Annotated in this window: 12 protein-coding genes and 1 tRNA gene; 5 read left to right on the top strand and 8 right to left on the bottom strand. The window is 52.3% G+C overall.

Annotation, left to right across the window (positions count from 1 at the left end; all coding sequences use genetic code 11):
- Positions 1-43: 43 nt before the first annotated feature.
- From FCN51_RS20250 to FCN51_RS20240, 3 genes are read right to left on the bottom strand one after another with little or no spacing between them, the layout of a single operon-like run.
- A complete protein-coding gene (locus FCN51_RS20250; RefSeq protein WP_124306602.1) occupies positions 44-1,816 on the bottom strand; it encodes a tetratricopeptide repeat protein in 1,773 nt (590 codons plus the stop codon).
- 47 nt (positions 1,817-1,863) lie between these two features.
- A complete protein-coding gene (locus tag FCN51_RS20245; protein WP_003624171.1) occupies positions 1,864-3,327 on the bottom strand; it encodes an HlyD family type I secretion periplasmic adaptor subunit in 1,464 nt (487 codons plus the stop codon).
- Positions 3,328-3,331: 4 nt separating this feature from the next.
- Complete coding sequence (locus FCN51_RS20240) at positions 3,332-5,587, bottom strand: peptidase domain-containing ABC transporter (RefSeq protein ID WP_003624170.1); 2,256 nt, start codon at positions 5,585-5,587, stop codon at positions 3,332-3,334.
- 664 nt (positions 5,588-6,251) lie between these two features.
- Between FCN51_RS20240 and metH the strand changes: the two genes are divergently transcribed.
- From metH to purF, 4 genes are read left to right on the top strand one after another with little or no spacing between them, the layout of a single operon-like run.
- Positions 6,252-9,758: a methionine synthase gene (gene metH, locus FCN51_RS20235; RefSeq protein ID WP_160256696.1), complete on the top strand. Its 3,507-nt coding sequence runs from the start codon at positions 6,252-6,254 to the stop codon at positions 9,756-9,758.
- A 21-nt stretch (positions 9,759-9,779) separates the two neighbouring features.
- On the top strand, positions 9,780-10,130 hold the full coding sequence (locus FCN51_RS20230) for a phosphoribosyl-ATP pyrophosphatase (RefSeq protein WP_160256695.1): 351 nt from the start codon (positions 9,780-9,782) through the stop codon (positions 10,128-10,130).
- Positions 10,131-10,181: 51 nt separating this feature from the next.
- Positions 10,182-10,706 carry a CvpA family protein gene (locus FCN51_RS20225; protein WP_124296155.1) on the top strand — a complete coding sequence of 175 codons (525 nt, stop codon included), beginning with the start codon at positions 10,182-10,184 and terminating at the stop codon, positions 10,704-10,706.
- A gap of 46 nt (positions 10,707-10,752) precedes the next feature.
- Positions 10,753-12,240: an amidophosphoribosyltransferase gene (gene purF, locus FCN51_RS20220; protein ID WP_003624159.1), complete on the top strand. Its 1,488-nt coding sequence runs from the start codon at positions 10,753-10,755 to the stop codon at positions 12,238-12,240.
- 82 nt (positions 12,241-12,322) lie between these two features.
- Here purF and FCN51_RS20215 read toward each other — a convergent pair whose 3' ends face one another.
- The 3 genes from FCN51_RS20215 to FCN51_RS20205 are packed head-to-tail and all read right to left on the bottom strand — an operon-like array spanning position 12,323 to position 16,201.
- Positions 12,323-13,021, bottom strand: a complete 699-nt coding sequence (locus FCN51_RS20215) for a PqiC family protein (RefSeq protein WP_003624157.1) — start codon at positions 13,019-13,021, stop codon at positions 12,323-12,325.
- 4 nt (positions 13,022-13,025) lie between these two features.
- Positions 13,026-14,735: a PqiB family protein gene (locus tag FCN51_RS20210; protein WP_014457527.1), complete on the bottom strand. Its 1,710-nt coding sequence runs from the start codon at positions 14,733-14,735 to the stop codon at positions 13,026-13,028.
- A complete protein-coding gene (locus FCN51_RS20205) occupies positions 14,732-16,201 on the bottom strand; it encodes a paraquat-inducible protein A (RefSeq protein ID WP_160256694.1) in 1,470 nt (489 codons plus the stop codon). The genes FCN51_RS20210 and FCN51_RS20205 overlap by 4 nt, the downstream gene beginning before the upstream one ends.
- Positions 16,202-16,372: 171 nt before the next feature.
- Between FCN51_RS20205 and FCN51_RS20200 the strand changes: the two genes are divergently transcribed.
- A tRNA-Thr gene (locus FCN51_RS20200) sits at positions 16,373-16,445 on the top strand.
- An 85-nt stretch (positions 16,446-16,530) separates the two neighbouring features.
- Here the strand turns inward: FCN51_RS20200 and FCN51_RS20195 are convergent.
- Both FCN51_RS20195 and FCN51_RS20190 read right to left on the bottom strand, forming a co-directional pair.
- Positions 16,531-18,222, bottom strand: a complete 1,692-nt coding sequence (locus FCN51_RS20195) for an ArnT family glycosyltransferase (protein ID WP_003624150.1) — start codon at positions 18,220-18,222, stop codon at positions 16,531-16,533.
- Positions 18,216-18,989: a glycosyltransferase family 2 protein gene (locus FCN51_RS20190; protein ID WP_160256693.1), complete on the bottom strand. Its 774-nt coding sequence runs from the start codon at positions 18,987-18,989 to the stop codon at positions 18,216-18,218. Before FCN51_RS20190 ends, FCN51_RS20195 begins: the two co-directional genes overlap by 7 nt.
- Between the last annotated feature and the right edge of the window lie 26 nt (positions 18,990-19,015).

Genomic DNA, 19,015 nt, shown 5'->3' with positions numbered 1-19,015 from the left:
TAAAAATAAAATACTCAACCTTTTGGAATTTTCAGGGATTTTTCTAAGAAGGTGCTTGTGCACCTTCACCAACACCAAGCTTGGAAAGCTCAATACTTGCTTGCAAAACATTTTGTTTTTCTGCTTTCCGATACCAAGCTTTGGCCCCTTCCAGATCCTTGTCTCCGCCAATGCCGTTGGCCAGATAACGCCCCATCATCAACTGTGCGAGGCCATGACCACCTTCAGCTGCCTGTTGAAACCATGACCGGGCCAGAACCAAATCTTCTGGAACCTCATGCCCGCCACCATACATGGCACCAATAGAAAACATAGCATCCACATTGCCAGCTTCAGCGGCTTTTTTATACCACTGCAAAGCCTCTGGATGGTCTTTTACGCCACCTGTTCCTGTAATCAGCAAGTGCCCATAGGCAAGCTGGGCTTCGGTCATGCCAGATTCAGCGGCCTTTTCCATCCACTCCCGCCCTTCTTGCGGGTTCCGTTCTGCCCCTCGCCCTTCTAGCAGCATACGTCCGTACCAATACTGCGCATTCACGACTTTATCGGCAGCTTTACGAATCCACTTAAGAGCCTCTTCCTCATTTTTCTGGGAACCTACCCCTTGAGCGAGTGCAACCCCAACATTGAACGCGGCCAGGAAATCATCCTGCGCTGCAGCGTTTCGATAACATTCCAGAACTTCGGCAGCCTCTGAGGTGGGAACAACGCCAGCCAAGGCCAGATTACCCAATTCAGCCGTGGCTTCCTTATCACCCTGCTCTGCTGCAATTTTGAACCACTGCGCGGCGGCCTGTGGGTCTTTTGGCACCCCTACACCAGCGAGATAAATATTGCCTAATGTACGGCTGGACGCCGCATGCCCCTGATCTGAAGCAAAACGATACCAAGAAATAGCTTCGGCATAATTGGGGGGCATCTCGCCACCCCGTCCGTGCATATCCCCCAAAATGGCAGCGGCTTCAGCATCTCCTGCCAAAGCGGCGCGTCTTAGCCATGTTTCTCCTCGTACAGTATCACGCGCAACACCTTTGCCAGAAAGCAGGGCCAAACCATATTTGGCCTGTGCACCACGCACTTTCTTTTCTGCTGCTTTTGCAAAATACTGTGTGGATTCAGTAATATTTTGTGGAACGCCAATACCGCGTTCCGTCATAACCCCCATAAGATACAGGGCAGTACCCATGTCACCATCAGCCGCTTTTTTAAGCTCGACTGCGGCGGCCTTGTAATCTTCCTGTGTTTTTGCCTGTGCCAGTGCGGCAAGCCCAAGCCCTAAATGGCCCTGCACACATCCATTAGATGCAGCTTTTCGATACCACTCCAAAGCCTGTTCAGGATTACGAATATTTTCCGGACCAGCCGTTAAGATATATCCATACAGAGCCTGCCCATCTGCATAGTCTGCATCTGCTGCACGCCGCGCCCATTCTGCCGCTTTAACAAAATCGGGCTCACCCTTACTTTGCTCGGGTGCATCATCAAAAATGGATTTCGGAGCATCAGCATCCACTTCTTGTGGCAAACCGTGCAGATATAATGTTGCCAGAACGAAAGAAGCCTGTGCCCATCCGTTGTGGCCTGCACGGCGTATCCAGCGCGCGCCCTCTACCAAATCTGGTGGAGCGCCTTGTGCTGTAAGATAGCACTGCCCAACTAGAAATTGGGCTTCAATACTTCCTTCTCGTGCAAGAACAGCCAGTTTGCTGAATGCTTCTACTGGCTGTTCTTTTAGTTGTGCTTTGGCCTGTTCAAGTCGAGATTGAACATCTTTACCCGACTTGCCGAATGTTTTCTGAAACAGTTTCCAGACCAAAGTCCCGATCCTCTATACACAGAGTATTATATTACACCCTTTATTAATCAGGGTTCACGCATCCCATTGGACATCAATGGGACCATGCTATTCAACAAATACTGCATGACCGTGCGCTTACCCACACGAATTTCCGCTGTAACTGGCATCCCCGGTTGAGGATGAAAGAAATTAGGCACGCCATGTAATGTATATTTATCAACCCGTAGACGGACACTGTAAAAAGACTTGGACGTATTATCTGGCGTCACTTCTTCCGAACTTGGCCCACTACTTCCACCCGATACAAAAGAATCCGCACTAATGGTTTTAACTGTTGCTTCTGCACCACCATATTGCTGGTAAGGAAAAGTCGCAAATTTCACCAAAGATTTATCACCAAGCCGTACAAAGCCAACATCCTGGCCCGACAGAACTGTTTCAATTTCCAACCCTTTCCCTACAGGCACAAGGGTCATTAATTTTTCTGCTGGAGTAACAACAGAACCAACAGAAATTTTAGCAATATTTAGTACAACAGCGTCCTCATCAGCTTTAAGCGCTACCATGTTACTATGTAAAATGGCTTTTTGGTACGCGCCTTTTGCTTCTGCAAGCTTATGCTGCGCCACTATTAAATCTTTATAAATTTCGGCTTTCCAAGTTTGAATATAACCTTCTTTTTCAGAAACCGCGGCAGCCAACTTGTTACGGGCAGAAGCTGCCTGCTGCTGGGCCGAAATCTGCGAACGCTCAACTTCCATCAACTCATTTTGAGCACTCAAAGTAGACAGTCGGCTTCCCACCTGGTCCTTCTGAAGCTCCATACGCATTTTATGAACATCGCCAGCCACCTTGGAACGCGCAGCATACATTGCAGCATTTGCAACATACCCCTGCAAGTCACTTTGCAAACTGGCAATCTGCTTATTATAATTTTCGACTTTAGCGTTAAATTCAGCCATACGCCGCAAATAAGCCTCACCCTGCGGTAACGCAGACAGATTATTCACATCAGGCTTATAATCCTGCCCATTTGCTTCGGCCGTAAGGCGATCCACTTCAGCTTGGTACTGATCCATCTGGGTTTTCAGGTTTTCACTATCTGCACCCGTTTGCGTAGGATCCAAATACGTTAAGACATCGCCTTTATGAACGAAATCCCCTTCTCTCACATTAATCGAGCGGATGATTGATGTATCCAGCGGCTGGATCACAAGCGATGGCTCACTGGAAACCAAACGACCTTCAGTGGAAACAACACGGTCAAGCGGGAAGACTGTTATCCCAATCATGGAAAACAGCACCAGCCCGCCAATCACCCAAATAATATACTGCGCACTGGGTGTAGGCGGCATATTAACCAATGCCGCTGTTGGAGAATGAAACTCCAAGAGCGCAACGGGCATGTCACCTTGTGCATAAGGGTCATCAGCCTGCTTGAGAAAATCATCCGAAGCTGGCGTAACGGCCTTCTGCTGCTTGTCATCAGATGGATCGTTCGGCACGACCTGTGCATCCTGTTCGCTCATGGGATTATTCTCCTTCCGCGATCAAAGATGCACCTGCAGAAGAAGCACGCCCTTCTGTATGCCGGTTTTGCTGCATCCAAAGTGTCCGATAAATATCGCACCGTTCAAGCAGAACATCATGTGGCGCAATATCCGCCACTTCCCCTTGGTCCATCACACAAATCTGATCACAGTTTACAAGAGAAGAGAGACGGTGAGAAACAATAACCATCGTACGGCCTTTACCAATCCGCTCCAGATTGGCGTTCACCAAAGCTTCACTTTCGGGATCTAGCGCAGACGTTGCTTCATCCAAAATCATCAGCTTAGGATCTGTAATCACAGCACGCGCGATAGCAAGACGCTGACGTTGCCCCCCAGAAATATTGGTTGAACCTTCTTCAATGAAGGTTTCATAACCAGCGGGCATCCGTTCAATAAATTCTTCGGCCCCGGCCATTCTGGCCGCATGCACTACGTCATCAATCGTAAATCCGGGACGGCCTGCCGTAATGTTATCACGAATGGTGCCACGGAACAGAAAGTTATCCTGCAACACCACACCAAAAGACCGGCGCAAGTGAGTAAGATTGATTTCTCGCAAATCAACACCATCCAACTTGAGATAGCCCGTGTAAGACCGGCTCACCCCTTGCAACAAACGTGTAATGGTGGATTTGCCGGATCCGCTTCGTCCAACAAGGCCCAACATAGTGCCGGCTGGCACGGAGAAGTTGACGCTCTTCAGCGCCAATCTGGTAGACCCAGGGTAAGAGAAATTAACGTCCTCGAACGAAAGCGCCCCTTTAATACGCGGACGCATGCCTGTTGTTAGTGCTCTTGTTTCTGTAGGCTGGTTTAGAACCGATGCAGCCTCTCCCAACGATGCCATAACTTCGTTGAATTCGTCCATGAGCCTTGCCAGACCAACCAGAGGTGACGCAACACGCCCTCCCAGCATCATAAACGCAACCAGACCACCTGTTCCCACAGCAGAAGGACTAACAAGCGCCAGATAAGCACCAACCAAAATAATGCCGCGATTGATAAACAGATCAATCGGCATAACGATTGTTTGGGTCCAGTTTGAAAAGCGCCCTACCGCAAGTTTCCACCGAATAACATTTGCCGTGGCATCATCCCACGCCTGTTTACGAATAGGTTCCAAAGCAAGTGTTTTCAGGGTGCGGATACCCGCAACGCTTTCATACAGAACGGCACTTCTATCCCGATCAGCAGCAAGCTGTTGCACCATCAGTTTGGCAAGTGGGCTCATGGCAACCACAACAACCAAACCGATAAGACCCGCACAAGCAACTGTCATCCAAGCCAGCGTTGCGCTGAGAATAAAAAGAAAAGGCAGAACGACAACCAGCGTAAACAGATCCAAAACGGTGGTCATCAACCGTCCGGTCAAAAAATCTCGCACTTTATAAATAGCTGTCACACGCCCAAGCACGTTCCCCGCCTGCTGGCGCTCAAAGTACTCCAGCGGCAAAGACAAAAGACGACTGAAAAGATGCAGGGAAATACGAGAATCAATACGTGTCGTCAGCACCATAGACAACTCACGCCGCCCATAGCTGATAAGCACCTCGTAAAGGGAAAATATAAACAACAAACCAGAAATTGAAACCAGCGTTGACATGGAGTGGTAACCCACCACTTTATCAATCACCTGCATAACAATAAGTGGTGGAAAAATTTGCAGCACACTTAGCACCATGGATGCGATACCAATATCGCGCATAGAGCGCTTTTCGCGCAGCACCATTTTGGCCAGCCATCCTAGACTGACGGGCGCATCTGCTTCGGATTCCCCCTTACGCCGCTTGATAAGAAGGATATCACCAGTCCATATTCGGGATAGGCGCAGTTCATCTACTGGCACAGCAGCCACAGCTGCACCTTTGAGCGGATCCTGCAGCCATACGACCCCACGATCTGGTGTCGCATTGACCATCAATGCCGCAGAACCATCGCGGAACATCAAAACAATCGGCGGAGAGTTGGTCATCTTAACCAGATAACGCCACTTAATCCGCACGGCCTTTGCTACAGCACCCTGTTCTTCTAACCAGCGCACCAATGTTGCAGGGGATGGCGTATCTTCTCCCGGTTCCGCTGCAAAATCACGGACGTCCAATTCCAGGCCATGATATTTAGCAGCCGCAACAACAGCTTTTAACCGGATAACAGGCGCAGAAACGGGAGCTCCCTGACCGCGATCTGTATCTGAAGGAGAACCGGCCTGTTCCGGCACATGATCAGTCTGGTCCACGCACAACCCTTTTGGTTAAACCAACTTAACAATACAGCGCACCGCACAAATACAGCAGATACGTTCCTGCCCGGCACATGCGCCGTTATGACAGGAGAAGACACAGTCTCCAAGTTTTTCTGTGTAGGTTATTGCAAAATATGTAAAGAAAACTGAGTAGTAATAAAGGCAGAAAACTGGCTTTAAGCGACAAATTTATAAAAAGAATTTAAAAATCCTTCTTTCTGCAACCGTTTCTGCACACGTTCTGCTTCATTTTTGCGACATATAATCCACACAGATTGGTAAGGTGCACAGCGCCCTAAAACGCTTTCCTGAGCACGCGCCAGCAAAAAGGCCGATAAGCTGCCTTGCCCGGTACAGCACACACAATGCGCGGCATGCTGCCCCACCTCTCCATTCCAACGCCAAATATGGCACCACCCTGCATTCTGTTCTTGCGTTATTTCTGTATTAACAAATAAAAGCGCATCTTCATGGTCATCAGACTTCTTGTCTGGCACCGATATACAAACATGAAGCATGATCCGCCCATCTCTAGGCTTTACGCTCTGCTCTATAAGGCTAGTGGACATACGGGCTGCTCTCTGGAATAACGTGAAGCCTTGTGCTTTGCGGTGTTGGGAAAGCACCCTTCCCTTTCCTTTTATATTTTATGGTCGCCATGTCTTCTCGTCTGCCCCTTCTTGATGCCCTCCGTGATCAGGTTCTGCTTTGTGATGGAGGCATGGGCTCACGTATCCAGATGCTGGATCTGGATGTCCAGCGTGATTACTGGGGGCAGGAAAACTGCACCGAGATTCTCACGCTCTCACGCCCGGAACTTATCCGTGAAATCCACCGCGGTTATTTTGAAGCCGGTGCAGACATGGTGGAAACCAATACGTTTGGTGGCTCCCCCATCACACTGGGTGAATTTGGTCTGACAGACAAAGCGCGGGAAATCAACAAGAACTCCGCCATATTGGCGCGCGAAGCTGCAGAAAGCTTTGCCGATGGCCGCACCCGCTATGTTCTGGGCTCCATGGGCCCCGGCACCAAGCTGCCCTCTCTGGGCAATATTGATTACGATAGCCTTGAAGCTGCTCTGGCAGAGCAAGCCCGTGGCCTGATTGAAGGCGGCGTAGACGCAATCCTGATTGAAACCTGCCAAGACACCCTTCAGATCAAGGCAGCTGTAAACGGCGTAAAGATTGCACGAAAAGAACTGGGGGCTACAACCCCGATTTTTGTGCAGGTCACGGTAGAAACCACAGGCACCTTGCTGGTAGGGCCGGACATTGCTGCGGCAGCTACAGTCATTCATAGCCTTGATGTGGATCTGATGGGCCTGAACTGCGCAACCGGCCCACAGGAAATGGCCGAACACGTGAAATGGCTGTCTGAAAACTGGCCGCGGCTCATTTCCGTGCAGCCCAATGCGGGCTTGCCAGAACTGGTGAACGGCCAGACCCATTACCCTCTTACACCCACAGAAATGGCCTCATGGGTTGAGCGCTTTATTACAGAGGATGGCCTGAACCTGATTGGGGGCTGCTGTGGCACCTCCACCCCACATACAGAAGCATTGGATGCCATGTTGCGCCGCCGTGCAGAAGGCACTGGCCGCCTACGCCCTGCCCCTGTGCCGCGCACATCCGTATGGGTGCCTTCTGTTGCCAGCCTTTATTCTCAGGTCCCCCTCCGGCAGGAAAACGCCTATTTCTCCATTGGGGAACGTTGCAATGCCAACGGCTCCAAAAAATGGCGTGAACTCCAGGAAGCGCATGACTGGGATGGTTGCGTAACCGTTGGGCGTGAGCAGATCCGTGAAGGCTCCAACGCGCTGGATATCTGCACGGCTTTTGTAGGCCGTAACGAACGTGCAGAAATGGATGAAGTGATCAAGCGCTTCACCTCATCCGTAAACGCACCACTGGTAATTGATTCCACCGAAACGCCGGTTATTGAGGCAGCCCTCAAGCTACACGGCGGCAAACCCATCATCAACTCCATCAACTTTGAAGATGGTGAAGGCCCTGCATCAGACCGCATGGAGCTGGCCCGCAAGTTTGGTGCCGCTGTTGTTGCCCTGACCATTGATGAAGAGGGCATGGCCCGCAAGCCGGAAGACAAGCTGCGTATTGCCAGCCGCCTTGTAGAATTTGCCTGCGAAAAATACGGTCTACCACAGTCTGACCTGATGATTGACCCCCTCACCTTCACCATCGCCACCGGTGCGGAAGATGACCGCAAACTGGGGCAGTGGACGCTTGAGGGCATTAAAATGATTCGGGATACCTTCCCGGATATTCAGATTGTGCTCGGCCTCTCCAATATTTCCTTCGGGCTGAACCCTGCGGCGCGTGCCGTGCTGAACTCGGTCTATCTGGACCACGCTGTTAAAGCGGGCATGACAGCCGCCATTGTGCATGTTTCCAAAATCCGTCCACTGCACCTGATTGCCCCTGAGGAAGTGAAGGTTGCGGAAGATCTGATTTTTGACCGCCGCACAGAAGATTACGACCCACTGCAAACGCTTCTGGCCATGTTTGCAGATCGTAAAGCCGCAGATGCGGTGAAGCGCAAGCGGGCTGAAACAGCAGAAGAACGCCTGAAAGACCGCATTGTTGATGGCGACAGAAAAGGGCTGGAAGCAGACCTTGAAGAAGCCATGCAGAACATGGCCCCACTGGATATCATCAACACTGTTCTGCTGGATGGCATGAAGGTGGTTGGGGAACTGTTTGGTGCAGGCAAGATGCAGCTGCCATTCGTGCTGCAATCTGCCGAAACCATGAAAGCCGCTGTGGCCTATCTGGAACCGCATATGGAGCGGATAGATGGCCAGCAGCGCGGCACAATCGTGCTAGCTACGGTTAAAGGTGACGTGCACGATATCGGCAAGAACCTTGTGGATATCATCCTCACCAACAATGGGTATCGCGTTGTTAATCTGGGCATCAAAGTGCCTGTGCAGGATATGATTGACGCTGCGCGCAAGGAAAAGGCCGATGCCATTGGCATGTCTGGCCTGTTGGTGAAGTCCACCGTTATCATGCGCGAAAATCTGGAAGAAATCTCCCGCGCTGGGCTGGATACACCCGTTCTGTTGGGTGGTGCGGCGCTCACCCGCAACTATGTGGAAGAAGATTGTGTTGCCGCCTATGCGCCTACAGGCCGTGTAGCCTATGCGCGTGATGCCTTTGATGGTCTGACGCTTATGGACCAGATCAGCCAGAAGAAGTTTGATGATTATCTGGCAGCCATCCAGAAACGACGCGAAGGTAAAGCCACACGCACCAATGCCCGCACGCCAGAAACGGCAGAAACACGTGGCTTTGGCCCCGTTGATGTTGCTGCGGCACGCGCACGGCGTGAACGCCTGACAGCAGATGAACCGCCCATGGTTCCGCCATTCTGGGGTTCCCGCGTTCTGGAAGCTACGCCAGAAGCCGTTCTGCCGTTCCTGAACGAACGCGCGCTTTATCAGTTCCAGTGGGGCTTCCGTAAACAGGGCCGCTCTTTGGATGATTTCTTGGTATGGGCGCGCCAGGAACTCCGCCCAATCCTGCGCCGGATGCTGGATCTGACGGCCAAAGAAAACATTCTCAAACCGCAGGCTATTTACGGCTACTGGAAAGCCGCCGGGGATGGCAATGATCTGGTGCTGTTTGAAGAAGACGGTACAACCGAAGCCTGCCGCTTTACACTACCGCGCCAGCCAAAGGCGGATGGTGAATGTATTGCTGACTTTGTGCGCGACATCTCAGAACTGGAACGTGATGTTATTGGCCTGCAGGTTGTAACCGTTGGCCAGAAAGCTTCTGATATTGCCCGTGATTGGTTTGAGGAAAACCGATATCAGGATTATCTGTATCTGCACGGTCTTTCCGTTGAAATGGCCGAAGCCATGGCCGAATACACCCACAAGCGTATCCGGGCAGAACTCGGCTTTGCCGGGGAAGATGCGCGGGATATGGAAAAACTGCTTCAGCAGGGATACCGCGGCTCTCGCTATTCCTTCGGATATCCGGCCTGCCCACGACTGGAAGATCAGCACCCCATTCTAGCCCTGCTGGACGCCGAACGTATTGGGGTTTCCTTAACAGATGGAGATCAACTCCATCCGGAACAGTCTACCTCTGCACTTGTTATTCTAAACAAGCACGCAAAATACTTCACAATCTAATACCATTGACCAAGGGTGAAGATGCAGCGCATCATTCACCTTATGGTTACTTCACCTCCACCTGCCTCTCCTCCAGCTAGTGCCGCGCTCAAGCGGCTCTGCCGGCAGGTCGGGCTCCATGCCACAAACTGTACTGCCGCGTTTATAGATAACCGGCACCAGGATATTGTGAATGAAAGCGCTTTGTTCCTGCAAACCCTGCACAAATTGTGGGAAAGCCAGGATGTTGATCCGGCCGAAGTATGGACAGAACTGCTGCGCAGGCTGGAAGTGGCCGAACTGTTGATGAAGTTGAATCAACCGCCGCACCGGAAAAAAAGAAATGGCAAGGTTATGCGCCCTTGGCGCGTTACCACCAGCAAGCTGCCATAAAATACAGAAGCGCATGACAGGTCGCTCATTCATTGGCATAAAGCCTGCCTCATGGCTGCCATAGATGCCCTTTCCCTGCTGATTATTGGCCTGTCTGCCCTGCATGGTGCTTGGCGAGGGTTCACCCGGCATGCGCTAGGCTTTATGAGCTGGGGCATTGCCATTGTGCTGGCGCTGCGCTTCCACGCAGCTTTTCTGCCTTTTGTGCAGCGCTTTATCACTTCGCCTACAGGCGCACAGATAGGCTCCTTTGCTCTGCTTCTGCTTGGGGTATTGTGCGCTGGTTATGTGCTTTCTGCTGCCATTGTCCGAATCGTTAAAGCCACCCCATTGGATGCGCTGGATCGGTTACTGGGCCTGCTTTTTGGAATTGTGCGCGGGATGTTTTTGGTGGTTGTGCTGTTTATGGCCGCACAATGGTTACTACAGCCCCAAGACATGGCCGCCCTGACAGAAGATAGCCGGCTTACCCCTTACATCCGGCTCGGCGCATCCCATATCCAGCCATATCTACCGGATTTAAGCGCAAAAGGGGTTGCGCGGAATCCTTCTACAGGTCATGACGCCACCTTGTGATCCCATACGGCCAGTTTCTGACCTTCTGCGGAGGCCCTGCACGCTTATGCTCGCCCATCCCACGCCGTCTGCTTCCTTGCCTGATCCACTGACACTGGATGATGATCATCCACACGAAGAATGTGCTGTCTTTGGTATCTGGAACGCTAAGGATGCTGCTCCCCTTACCACTCTGGGTTTGCACGCCCTACAACACCGCGGGCAAGAAGCCGCCGGTATTGTCTGTTTTGACCCGCAGGAACGTCGCTTCCACTCTCACCGAGGCCTTGGCCTTGTAAGTGATGTGTTTGCAGATTCCCGCGTTATGGCTACGCTAAAAGGCACACGCGCCATTGGTCATAACCGCTACGCCACAACAGGCGCCACGCTGCTGCGCAACGTGCAGCCGCTGTTTGCTGAATTTGCGTTTGGCGGCTTGGCCGTGGCCCATAACGGTAACCTGACCAACGCCGATACCCTGCGGAGCGAACTTATCCGCCGTGGCTGTCTGTTCCAGTCCACCACGGATTCGGAAGTTTTCATCCATCTGATTGCCATCTCCCTGTACGCAACAGTGGAAGACCGGCTGATCGATGCGCTAAAACGGGTAACCGGCGCGTATTCATTGGTTGTGCTGTCTGAAGAGGCACTGATTGGTGTGCGTGACCCCATGGGTGTGCGCCCGCTAGTGCTTGGCAAGCTGCCTTCCGAAGATGGTAAGCAGCCCTCTTGGGTTCTGGCATCAGAAACCTGTGGTCTGGACATTATCGGCGCAGAATTTGTGCGCGATGTGGAACCGGGCGAACTGGTTGTGATTGATGAAAACGGTATCCGCTCCCTGCGCCCGTTTGGTGATACGCACCCGCGTTTTTGCGTGTTTGAATACATCTACTTTGCTCGCCCAGACTCCGTTCTGGAAGGGTTGCCTGTTTACGAAGTGCGTAAGCAGATCGGCCACGAACTGGCGCGTGAAAGCCATGTAGATGCTGATGTCGTGGTGCCAGTGCCCGATTCAGGCGTGCCTTCAGCTATCGGTTATGCTGAGGCCAGCGGTATTCCTTTTGAACTCGGCATTATCCGCAACCATTACGTGGGCCGCACCTTTATCGAACCCACTGATCAGATCCGGCATTTGGGCGTGAAGATGAAACACTCCCCCAATCGCCCAATTCTGAACGGCAAGCGCGTTATTCTGGTGGATGATTCCATTGTGCGCGGCACTACCTCCCGCAAGATTGTGGATATGGTGCGGGCTGCGGGGGCAACAGAAGTGCATATGCGCATTTCTTCTCCACCCACTCGGCATTCCTGCTTCTATGGCATTGATACGCCAGAACGCAGCAAACTGCTGGCGGCCCAGAATGATCTGAAAGCCATGGCAGAGCTGATTGGCGTGGATAGCCTTGCCTTTATTTCGCTAGACGGCTTGTATCGCGCCATGGGTTACAAAGACCGACAGGCAAGCGATGCCCGCTATTGCGATGCCTGCTTTACAGGGGATTACCCTATTCCCCTGATCGACCATGATGCGGAGTTTGGCCCCGGCACTGCCTGAGGCCAGTATCCTTACCAAATAAAAAAGCGGCCAAATTGGCCGCTTTTTTTGTAATCTTCACTCTCCATATTCTAGAGCAATATCACCCGTGCTGTGTTTTCTTCCGCACAATGGTGTGTCGCCCAGTGGATTGACCAGAAGGAAGCTGGCGTAGCTGCTGGGCAGCAACATCCGCCAATTGGCCCAGCAACTGGCTTAACACCTGCACCATTGGCATGGTGGCGCTGGCCTGTGTGCCCTGCAGTGTAAAGTTCTGCATATAGTACTGCTCATCCTTGCCAGGAGCACCAGCAGATGCGGGTTGGATGGAAAGCGTGGCATCCAGTTCCACATTGCCTGACGGGCCGGTTGAGAAGCGGCTGATGGACATATCCACATAGGCTTCCGGCTCAGTCGCCACAGTATCATTCTCTACAAACACGCCTGTGCCCGGCAGGCGCTGTGCCAGATCACCTGCCATAACGCGGCTGATCTGGGCAGGCAGGGAATCGCTCCATGCATCAGCAGCAGAAACTGTAAGCTTATAACCACTATCTGCCGTAACAATTCGGTCTCTATCCAAACCGGATGCCACAGTAGGCAAACGCACTTCTACAAAGCGTGGTCCACCTGGCTGCGGTTGGCCGGGTGTAACCGCCAATGTGTAAAGAGAGGGACTCCCACCAGAGCAGGCCGTTAACGTAAAGGCCATAACACCCAGCCCGGCCACACCGCTCAGGCGGAGCAACATACGCCGGTCAAGACGGGTTTTCATGGGCTTGCAAGAACCAGTTTGCGTCATGATCTTATCGTCCTGAAAGCAGCGCAGAAGGATGGTTGGTCAGAAAATCTGACAGGAACCGCAGGGAGCGCGCTGTCTGCCCCAACTGCACCACCATGGATTGCAGATTCCGATGGAAATCACTGTTGCCGCCATAACTAGCCAGCAGGCGGTTGGCATTTTGCAGAGTTTGATCAAGCTGCTGTGCCATTTCTGGCAGACGCTTGCTCAGCGGTGCCATACCATTGCGCAGATCATGCGTAAGAGCCTGCAGGTTCTGCATGGAATTGCGCAGTCCAATCAGAGACTGCTTAACATCCGGGCTAACAAGTGTTTGATCCGCATGTGCCAGCAGATTATTGGCGTTTGTGCCAATCTGTTCAAACGGCATAGCCGCCAGACGAGACGTAATGGTGGACAGCGAATCCATAATTCCACCCATCCCACCGGCCTGGCTTGGGATAACCAGCGTAGGACCTTCCATGCTGGTGGTAGCTGGTGCGGGATTCTTGATAAAGTTCAGGGAAATCATCCCCTCACCCGTCAGGAAACTCACACTGTCTGTTGAAGCACGCAGACCATTCGCTACCAGAGTGCGGAACATATCTGTCAGGTTGTTATTCCGCAATTCAGCCGGAGACAGCACGCGTTCAGGCTGAACTTCCATGCCGATACGCACACGCGGATGTCCCGGGTTGGTGCTTAGATCCAGCTTTACACTGGTTACATTACCCACCTGAATCCCAAACATCGTGACCTGGCTGCCAACATCCAAGCCTTTGACAGAAGACATTACATAAGTGGCAAGTGGCACGCGCTCACGATAGCCTGCGTTATCTGCATCCTCATGGGTGTCATACAGTTTAAAAACCGTATTGGCTGGTGCTTCTGAAGCTGGATGCAGGCGGCTTTCTGCAACAGGCGGCAGACCAAAAGCCACGCCACCAGAGAACAAAGCCTGCAGGGATTGCAACTGTACCTTAAGCCCACCGGCACCAAACCCAACCTTAACGCCAGAAACGTTCCAGAAACGGGAATTGGTGTTCAGATAATGATCATAGGGTTCGCGCACAAAAATTTGGATCATCACCGGGCCGCGGCCGCCGGGGGGCATGGTGTAACCCAGCACTTCCCCCACATCCACATCACGGAAGAAAACAGGCGCCCCCTGCCCGATAGACCCGATATTGCCCGCTACCAGCGTATAAATACGGCCAGGCTGATCTGAACGCACACCCGGAGGAGCTTCCAGCCCTTCAAACGTTGTGGTGCGTTTACCTGCGGGGTGGCCATTCTTGTTCAGCCCCGGATCAAACGCGATATACGCGCCAGACATCAGGGTTTCCAAGCCGGTAATACTTGCCCCGTTGATACGCGGACGCACAACCCAGAACCGGCCGCTATCTGTCAGCATATCATTCGTACCCTTATTCATACGGATACGCACTTTGACATGCCGCAGATCATCAGTCAGCGAAACACCTTCCACCGTGCCCAGAACCACAGATTTGTTTTTTACCTGTGTCTGGCCGCTGGTCAGGCCATCGGCTGTATCAAATACAACGGTAATTTCTGGCCCATTGTCCATAAAACTGCGCCAGACCAGAAAGCCCGCAATCAGCACGGAAACAATGGGAATAATCCAGATAATGGAAAACCGAATGCGCCTTACCAGAGCATCCTGAGCACTTTCCCCTTCTGGAGGAGAGAAATGATTATGACTGTGTCCGTTCACGCCCTGTCCGGCTCCATGTTGTCCCAATATGCAGCAGCCTCAATTTTTGCCGGGCAATTTTGCCCGGCATCGGCTGGGGCCGTATCGCCGTTTTTGCCCGCTGCATCCCACATCAACCGAGGGTCAAATGCATGCACTGCAAAAATTGTCAGCACCACAACGGCGGCAAAACACACCACACCGCCGTTAGCGCTGATGCTGGCCATACTGCTAAAGCGCACCATGGCTACCAGAATGGAAACCATGAATACGTCAATCATAGACCAGCGCCCGATAACATCTACCAACCTGTAAAGCCTGGATCGGGCAGCCAGATTTCGCGCAGAATGGTATTTGGTGCTGATCACCATAAACATCAGCCCGATAATTTTAAGAACGGGCACCAACACACTGGCAAACAACACCAGCAGGGAAAGCGGGATCATGTTGCTTTCCCACAGTTCTATGGCCCCTTCCACGATGGTATGCCCCGTACCTGCACCCAGCCGGATAACGGTCATAACCGGGTAGATATTGGCCGGCAGATAAAACACCACAGCGGAAACAAGCAGCGCCACGGTACGGGCAATGCTATCTGGCTTGCGTTGGCGCAGCACATGCCCGCAGCGAGGGCAAAACCCTAACGGAGCTGTTTGATCCAGCTTTTCATCAAACAGCAGCACCGCAGAGCAAGACAGGCAGGAAACCATATGGCTGGCTGGCGGTATCTGGTCATCCGGCCCGATTTCCTCGCAGGATAGGCGTACGCGCTGATTATCCATCCGCCGCAAGCTGGTATCTGTTTGCCTGCGCCGCCAGATCAATTCCGTATCCAACGTGGCATCTGTGGCGGACATAGTGACCATAAGCGAGGCGACCAGAAAGACTGCTGCCCCCACCTGCACATAAGCCATATCTGACAGCTTGGTGTAGGCTACAAAGACACCCAGAATATACACTTCCACCATCGACCACGGGCGCAAGCGTTCATACCACTTAAGAAGATGCGGCACCCAGAACGGCAACTTGGGCTGAAGCGCACCAACCAGCACCAGCATCATCATGCTGATAACAAGCCCCGGCACAATAATGGTGGCTATGGCTACCAACACGCCAATTTCGCCCCAACCCTCATGCAACAATTCTATCGGGCCGGTAAGAATATCTACGGTTCTCTCTCGTCCATACAGATCCAGCATCATCAATGTGGAAAGCAGCATGGCCAAATAAAGAGACGCCGAACTGATACAAAAAGCCAGAGGTGTTGCGATAGGAGAGGTGCGATTGCGCCGATCCAGCAATTGCCCGCATCGGCAACAGCGTGCCTGTGTTCCGGGTTTAAGTTCTGACAGATGCTGGTAATGGCCACAGCAAGGGCATTCCACAATACCCTGCACAAGCCGAACATGCCGTTTTTCATCAACCGGAACATTCTGCCCGGGATTAAGGGCCTCCCGCACCAAGCCAAATAACTGCGACATGTTCATACGGATAGTTCTTAAAACGAAAAAACTGTTCCGTCACACTCAAAACAGAATGGCACCCCTGCTTAAAGCCAGAAATGACGTTTTGTTGTTGCCCAAACCTCTAGGTAAATTGCAGTTTTCCCTTGCGTAGGCACAGGGATCATGATAGTCACCGCCCCGCAAACAAAATGTGCCCGCTTAGCTCAGTTGGTAGAGCACGTCATTCGTAATGATGGGGCCGGTGGTTCGAATCCGCCAGCGGGCATTTCCTTTTGCACTTCCCAAAATACTGAACGCACTTCTACATTGCGCTGTAAAAATGCGTTTTATATCCGTCCATTCAAACAGTTTTACTGCTTTGGCGACGTATTCAGCTTGTACAAACTTATGAGCAAATGACGGCCATTGGAGTAATTCAGCCCACCTACTGTACCAAGGCTAACGGCATCTTCTGATTTATTACCCAGCGCTGCCATAAATGCGGGTGTATCGCGCTGATCAACAAGTGCCACCGTGCACTTTGCATCTGCCTTTACAGCTGCTGCAGCATTTTCTGCACCCGTTAGCAACACCTTGCCACCCAGCAGAAAGACCAGGCTGGGCTCAGAAAATGATACTGACACCACATGCGACTCTGCACACGGTTGGTGTGCTTGCACCAGTGCTGTCAGACGCGGGGCCAACCAGATGCTCTGCAGCTGTGGCACCACCACCGTAAACAGCCCCACATAGAGCAGTACAGCGGCAGCCACACTGCTTAAAGCGGCCTGTTGCAAGCGTGCGCGTGAAATATACCATGTTGCAAGGCCAACCAACGGCAATACGCCCAAGGCCAGAACAATAGCAGTTGCGGATATTTGGTGCTCCAACACCCAGACCAGGGTCGGGCCAGCAACGGCCAAGGCAATGCCCACCAGAGCCCACGCGACAGCATAAATACTGAGCAGCACCTTGCCCCAAACTCGCGCAGGCCAATTACGCCATACGTCCCCACCTTGGGCCAAAAACGCTGCTGTAAGAATGGCAATAGCTGGATAAGTAGGCAGCACGTAATGCGGAAGTTTTGTCGCAATCGCTTCAAACACCACCCAATGCGGAATAATCCAGCACAGCAAATAGCGCACTGTTTCTTGCTTACGCGCACACCAAACCAAAGGTGCCACGCAGGCCGCAAAAAATGAGCCAGGCCAGAACGCCAGCAAAAAAACCAACAGATGGTAGCCTGGTGGCAACCCATGCGCTTGCTGCCCAGAGGCCACCTTGCCTAAAAAGTTGGTACCAACAGCATTCCGAAAAAACTCACCGTGGCTCACAACCCCAATAGCTACACACCACGGCACCAGAATAGCGGCGGACAAAAGCCAGCCCCATGCCGGGCGCATTCTGCGCCACAGACCAAAATCTCGTTCTAACATCCCCAACACTAAGGGTGTCGCAAGAGATGGGATAAGAATAACCGGCCCTTTCAACATCAGGCCGCAGCCAATGGCACCCCAATACAGCAAAGCACGCTTTATGGGCGTGGCCACACCTTGCTGGCGATCTCGCAAAGCGCCTGTTAACGCCAACTGCGCAAGCAAAACTGTAAGCAGCAGGCAGGAATCGATAGTGGCCATACGGCTTTCTGCTGCAACCAGCACAGAAGCCATAAACAATAAGCCCGCACCCAATCCGGCCGAAGCCCCAAACAGCATGGAGCCAATAAGTGCTGTAAGAACAACAGCACCAGACATGGCCAGAAGTGAGGGAATACGATACGGCCAAACAACACGCTGATGCTGCATTCCTGTAATAGAAACAGCAGCAGCCTCCAGCCAGTAAATACCAGCCGGTTGCAAATAACGCGGTTTGTCCTGAAAGCGCACATCTACAAAATTGTGCGATTCTAGCATCTGCGCTGTGGCTTCCATGTATCGGGGTTCATCCCGATCAAATGGTGGCGTCACGGCTCGCCCTGGCAGAAACAGCAAAAAAGCAGCAAGGCCTAAAAGCAGCAGAGCTTTAAGAGAAAGTGGCTGGTGACCGTTTTTCTGATTCAGCATTCACGAATCGATTTTGGAAGATGTGTACGATTCCGCAGCCACATCACGCCCAGCAGATCGCGCACGCCAACCACCGCACGATTGAAGTTGGTATATTTAGACTGCCCATGCAAACGCGGCCGATGCGTAACAGGGTGGCACACCAACGGCACACCGTAAGATGCAAACAACGCCGGAAGAAAACGATGCAAGCCCTCAAACTGCGGCAAGCGCAGGAAGTCTGCCCGTTGGAAAATTTTGATAGGTGCGCCTGTATCCGGGCACTGGTCATTTAAAAGTTTCTGCCGCAACCCGTTAGCAAAACGCGTTGCAAAACGGCGAGACCAACCATCCTTACGGCGTGTACGCACCCCTACAACAAGTGGGGCCCTACCCTTGGTTGCCTGCGCTTGCGCAAGAGAAACTAAAGTCCCCAGTTCACGCGGGTCATCCTGCCCATCGCCATCAATAGTGGCAATCCATGTACCACGGGCTGCCGTAATGCCTGTACGTAGGGCAGCAGACTTACCGCAACGTCGATCATGAGAAAGAATGCGTAAGCTTGGCAAACATTCATCCCGCAAATGTTGCAAAACTTCTACGGTTTGATCTTGGCTACCATCATCTACAAAAACCACTTCGGCCGCAGGCAATTGCTGCATGGCCTCGGCCAGTTCCCGGCAAACCTGTGGCAGATTATCCTGTTCATCCAAAACAGCAATAACGATGCTCAGTTCACACTGAGCATCGTTATGCTGTGACGGTGCGGCTGAAACCAGACCTGTCACGTATTCACCATTCAGCTGATAATGTT

Origin of the sequence: Acetobacter pasteurianus (genome assembly GCF_009914215.2) — a bacterium.
Classification (GTDB): Bacteria; Pseudomonadota; Alphaproteobacteria; order Acetobacterales; family Acetobacteraceae; genus Acetobacter; species Acetobacter pasteurianus.
Note: the sequence above shows the minus strand (reverse complement) of the source record. Positions and strands in the feature narration are given on the sequence as shown.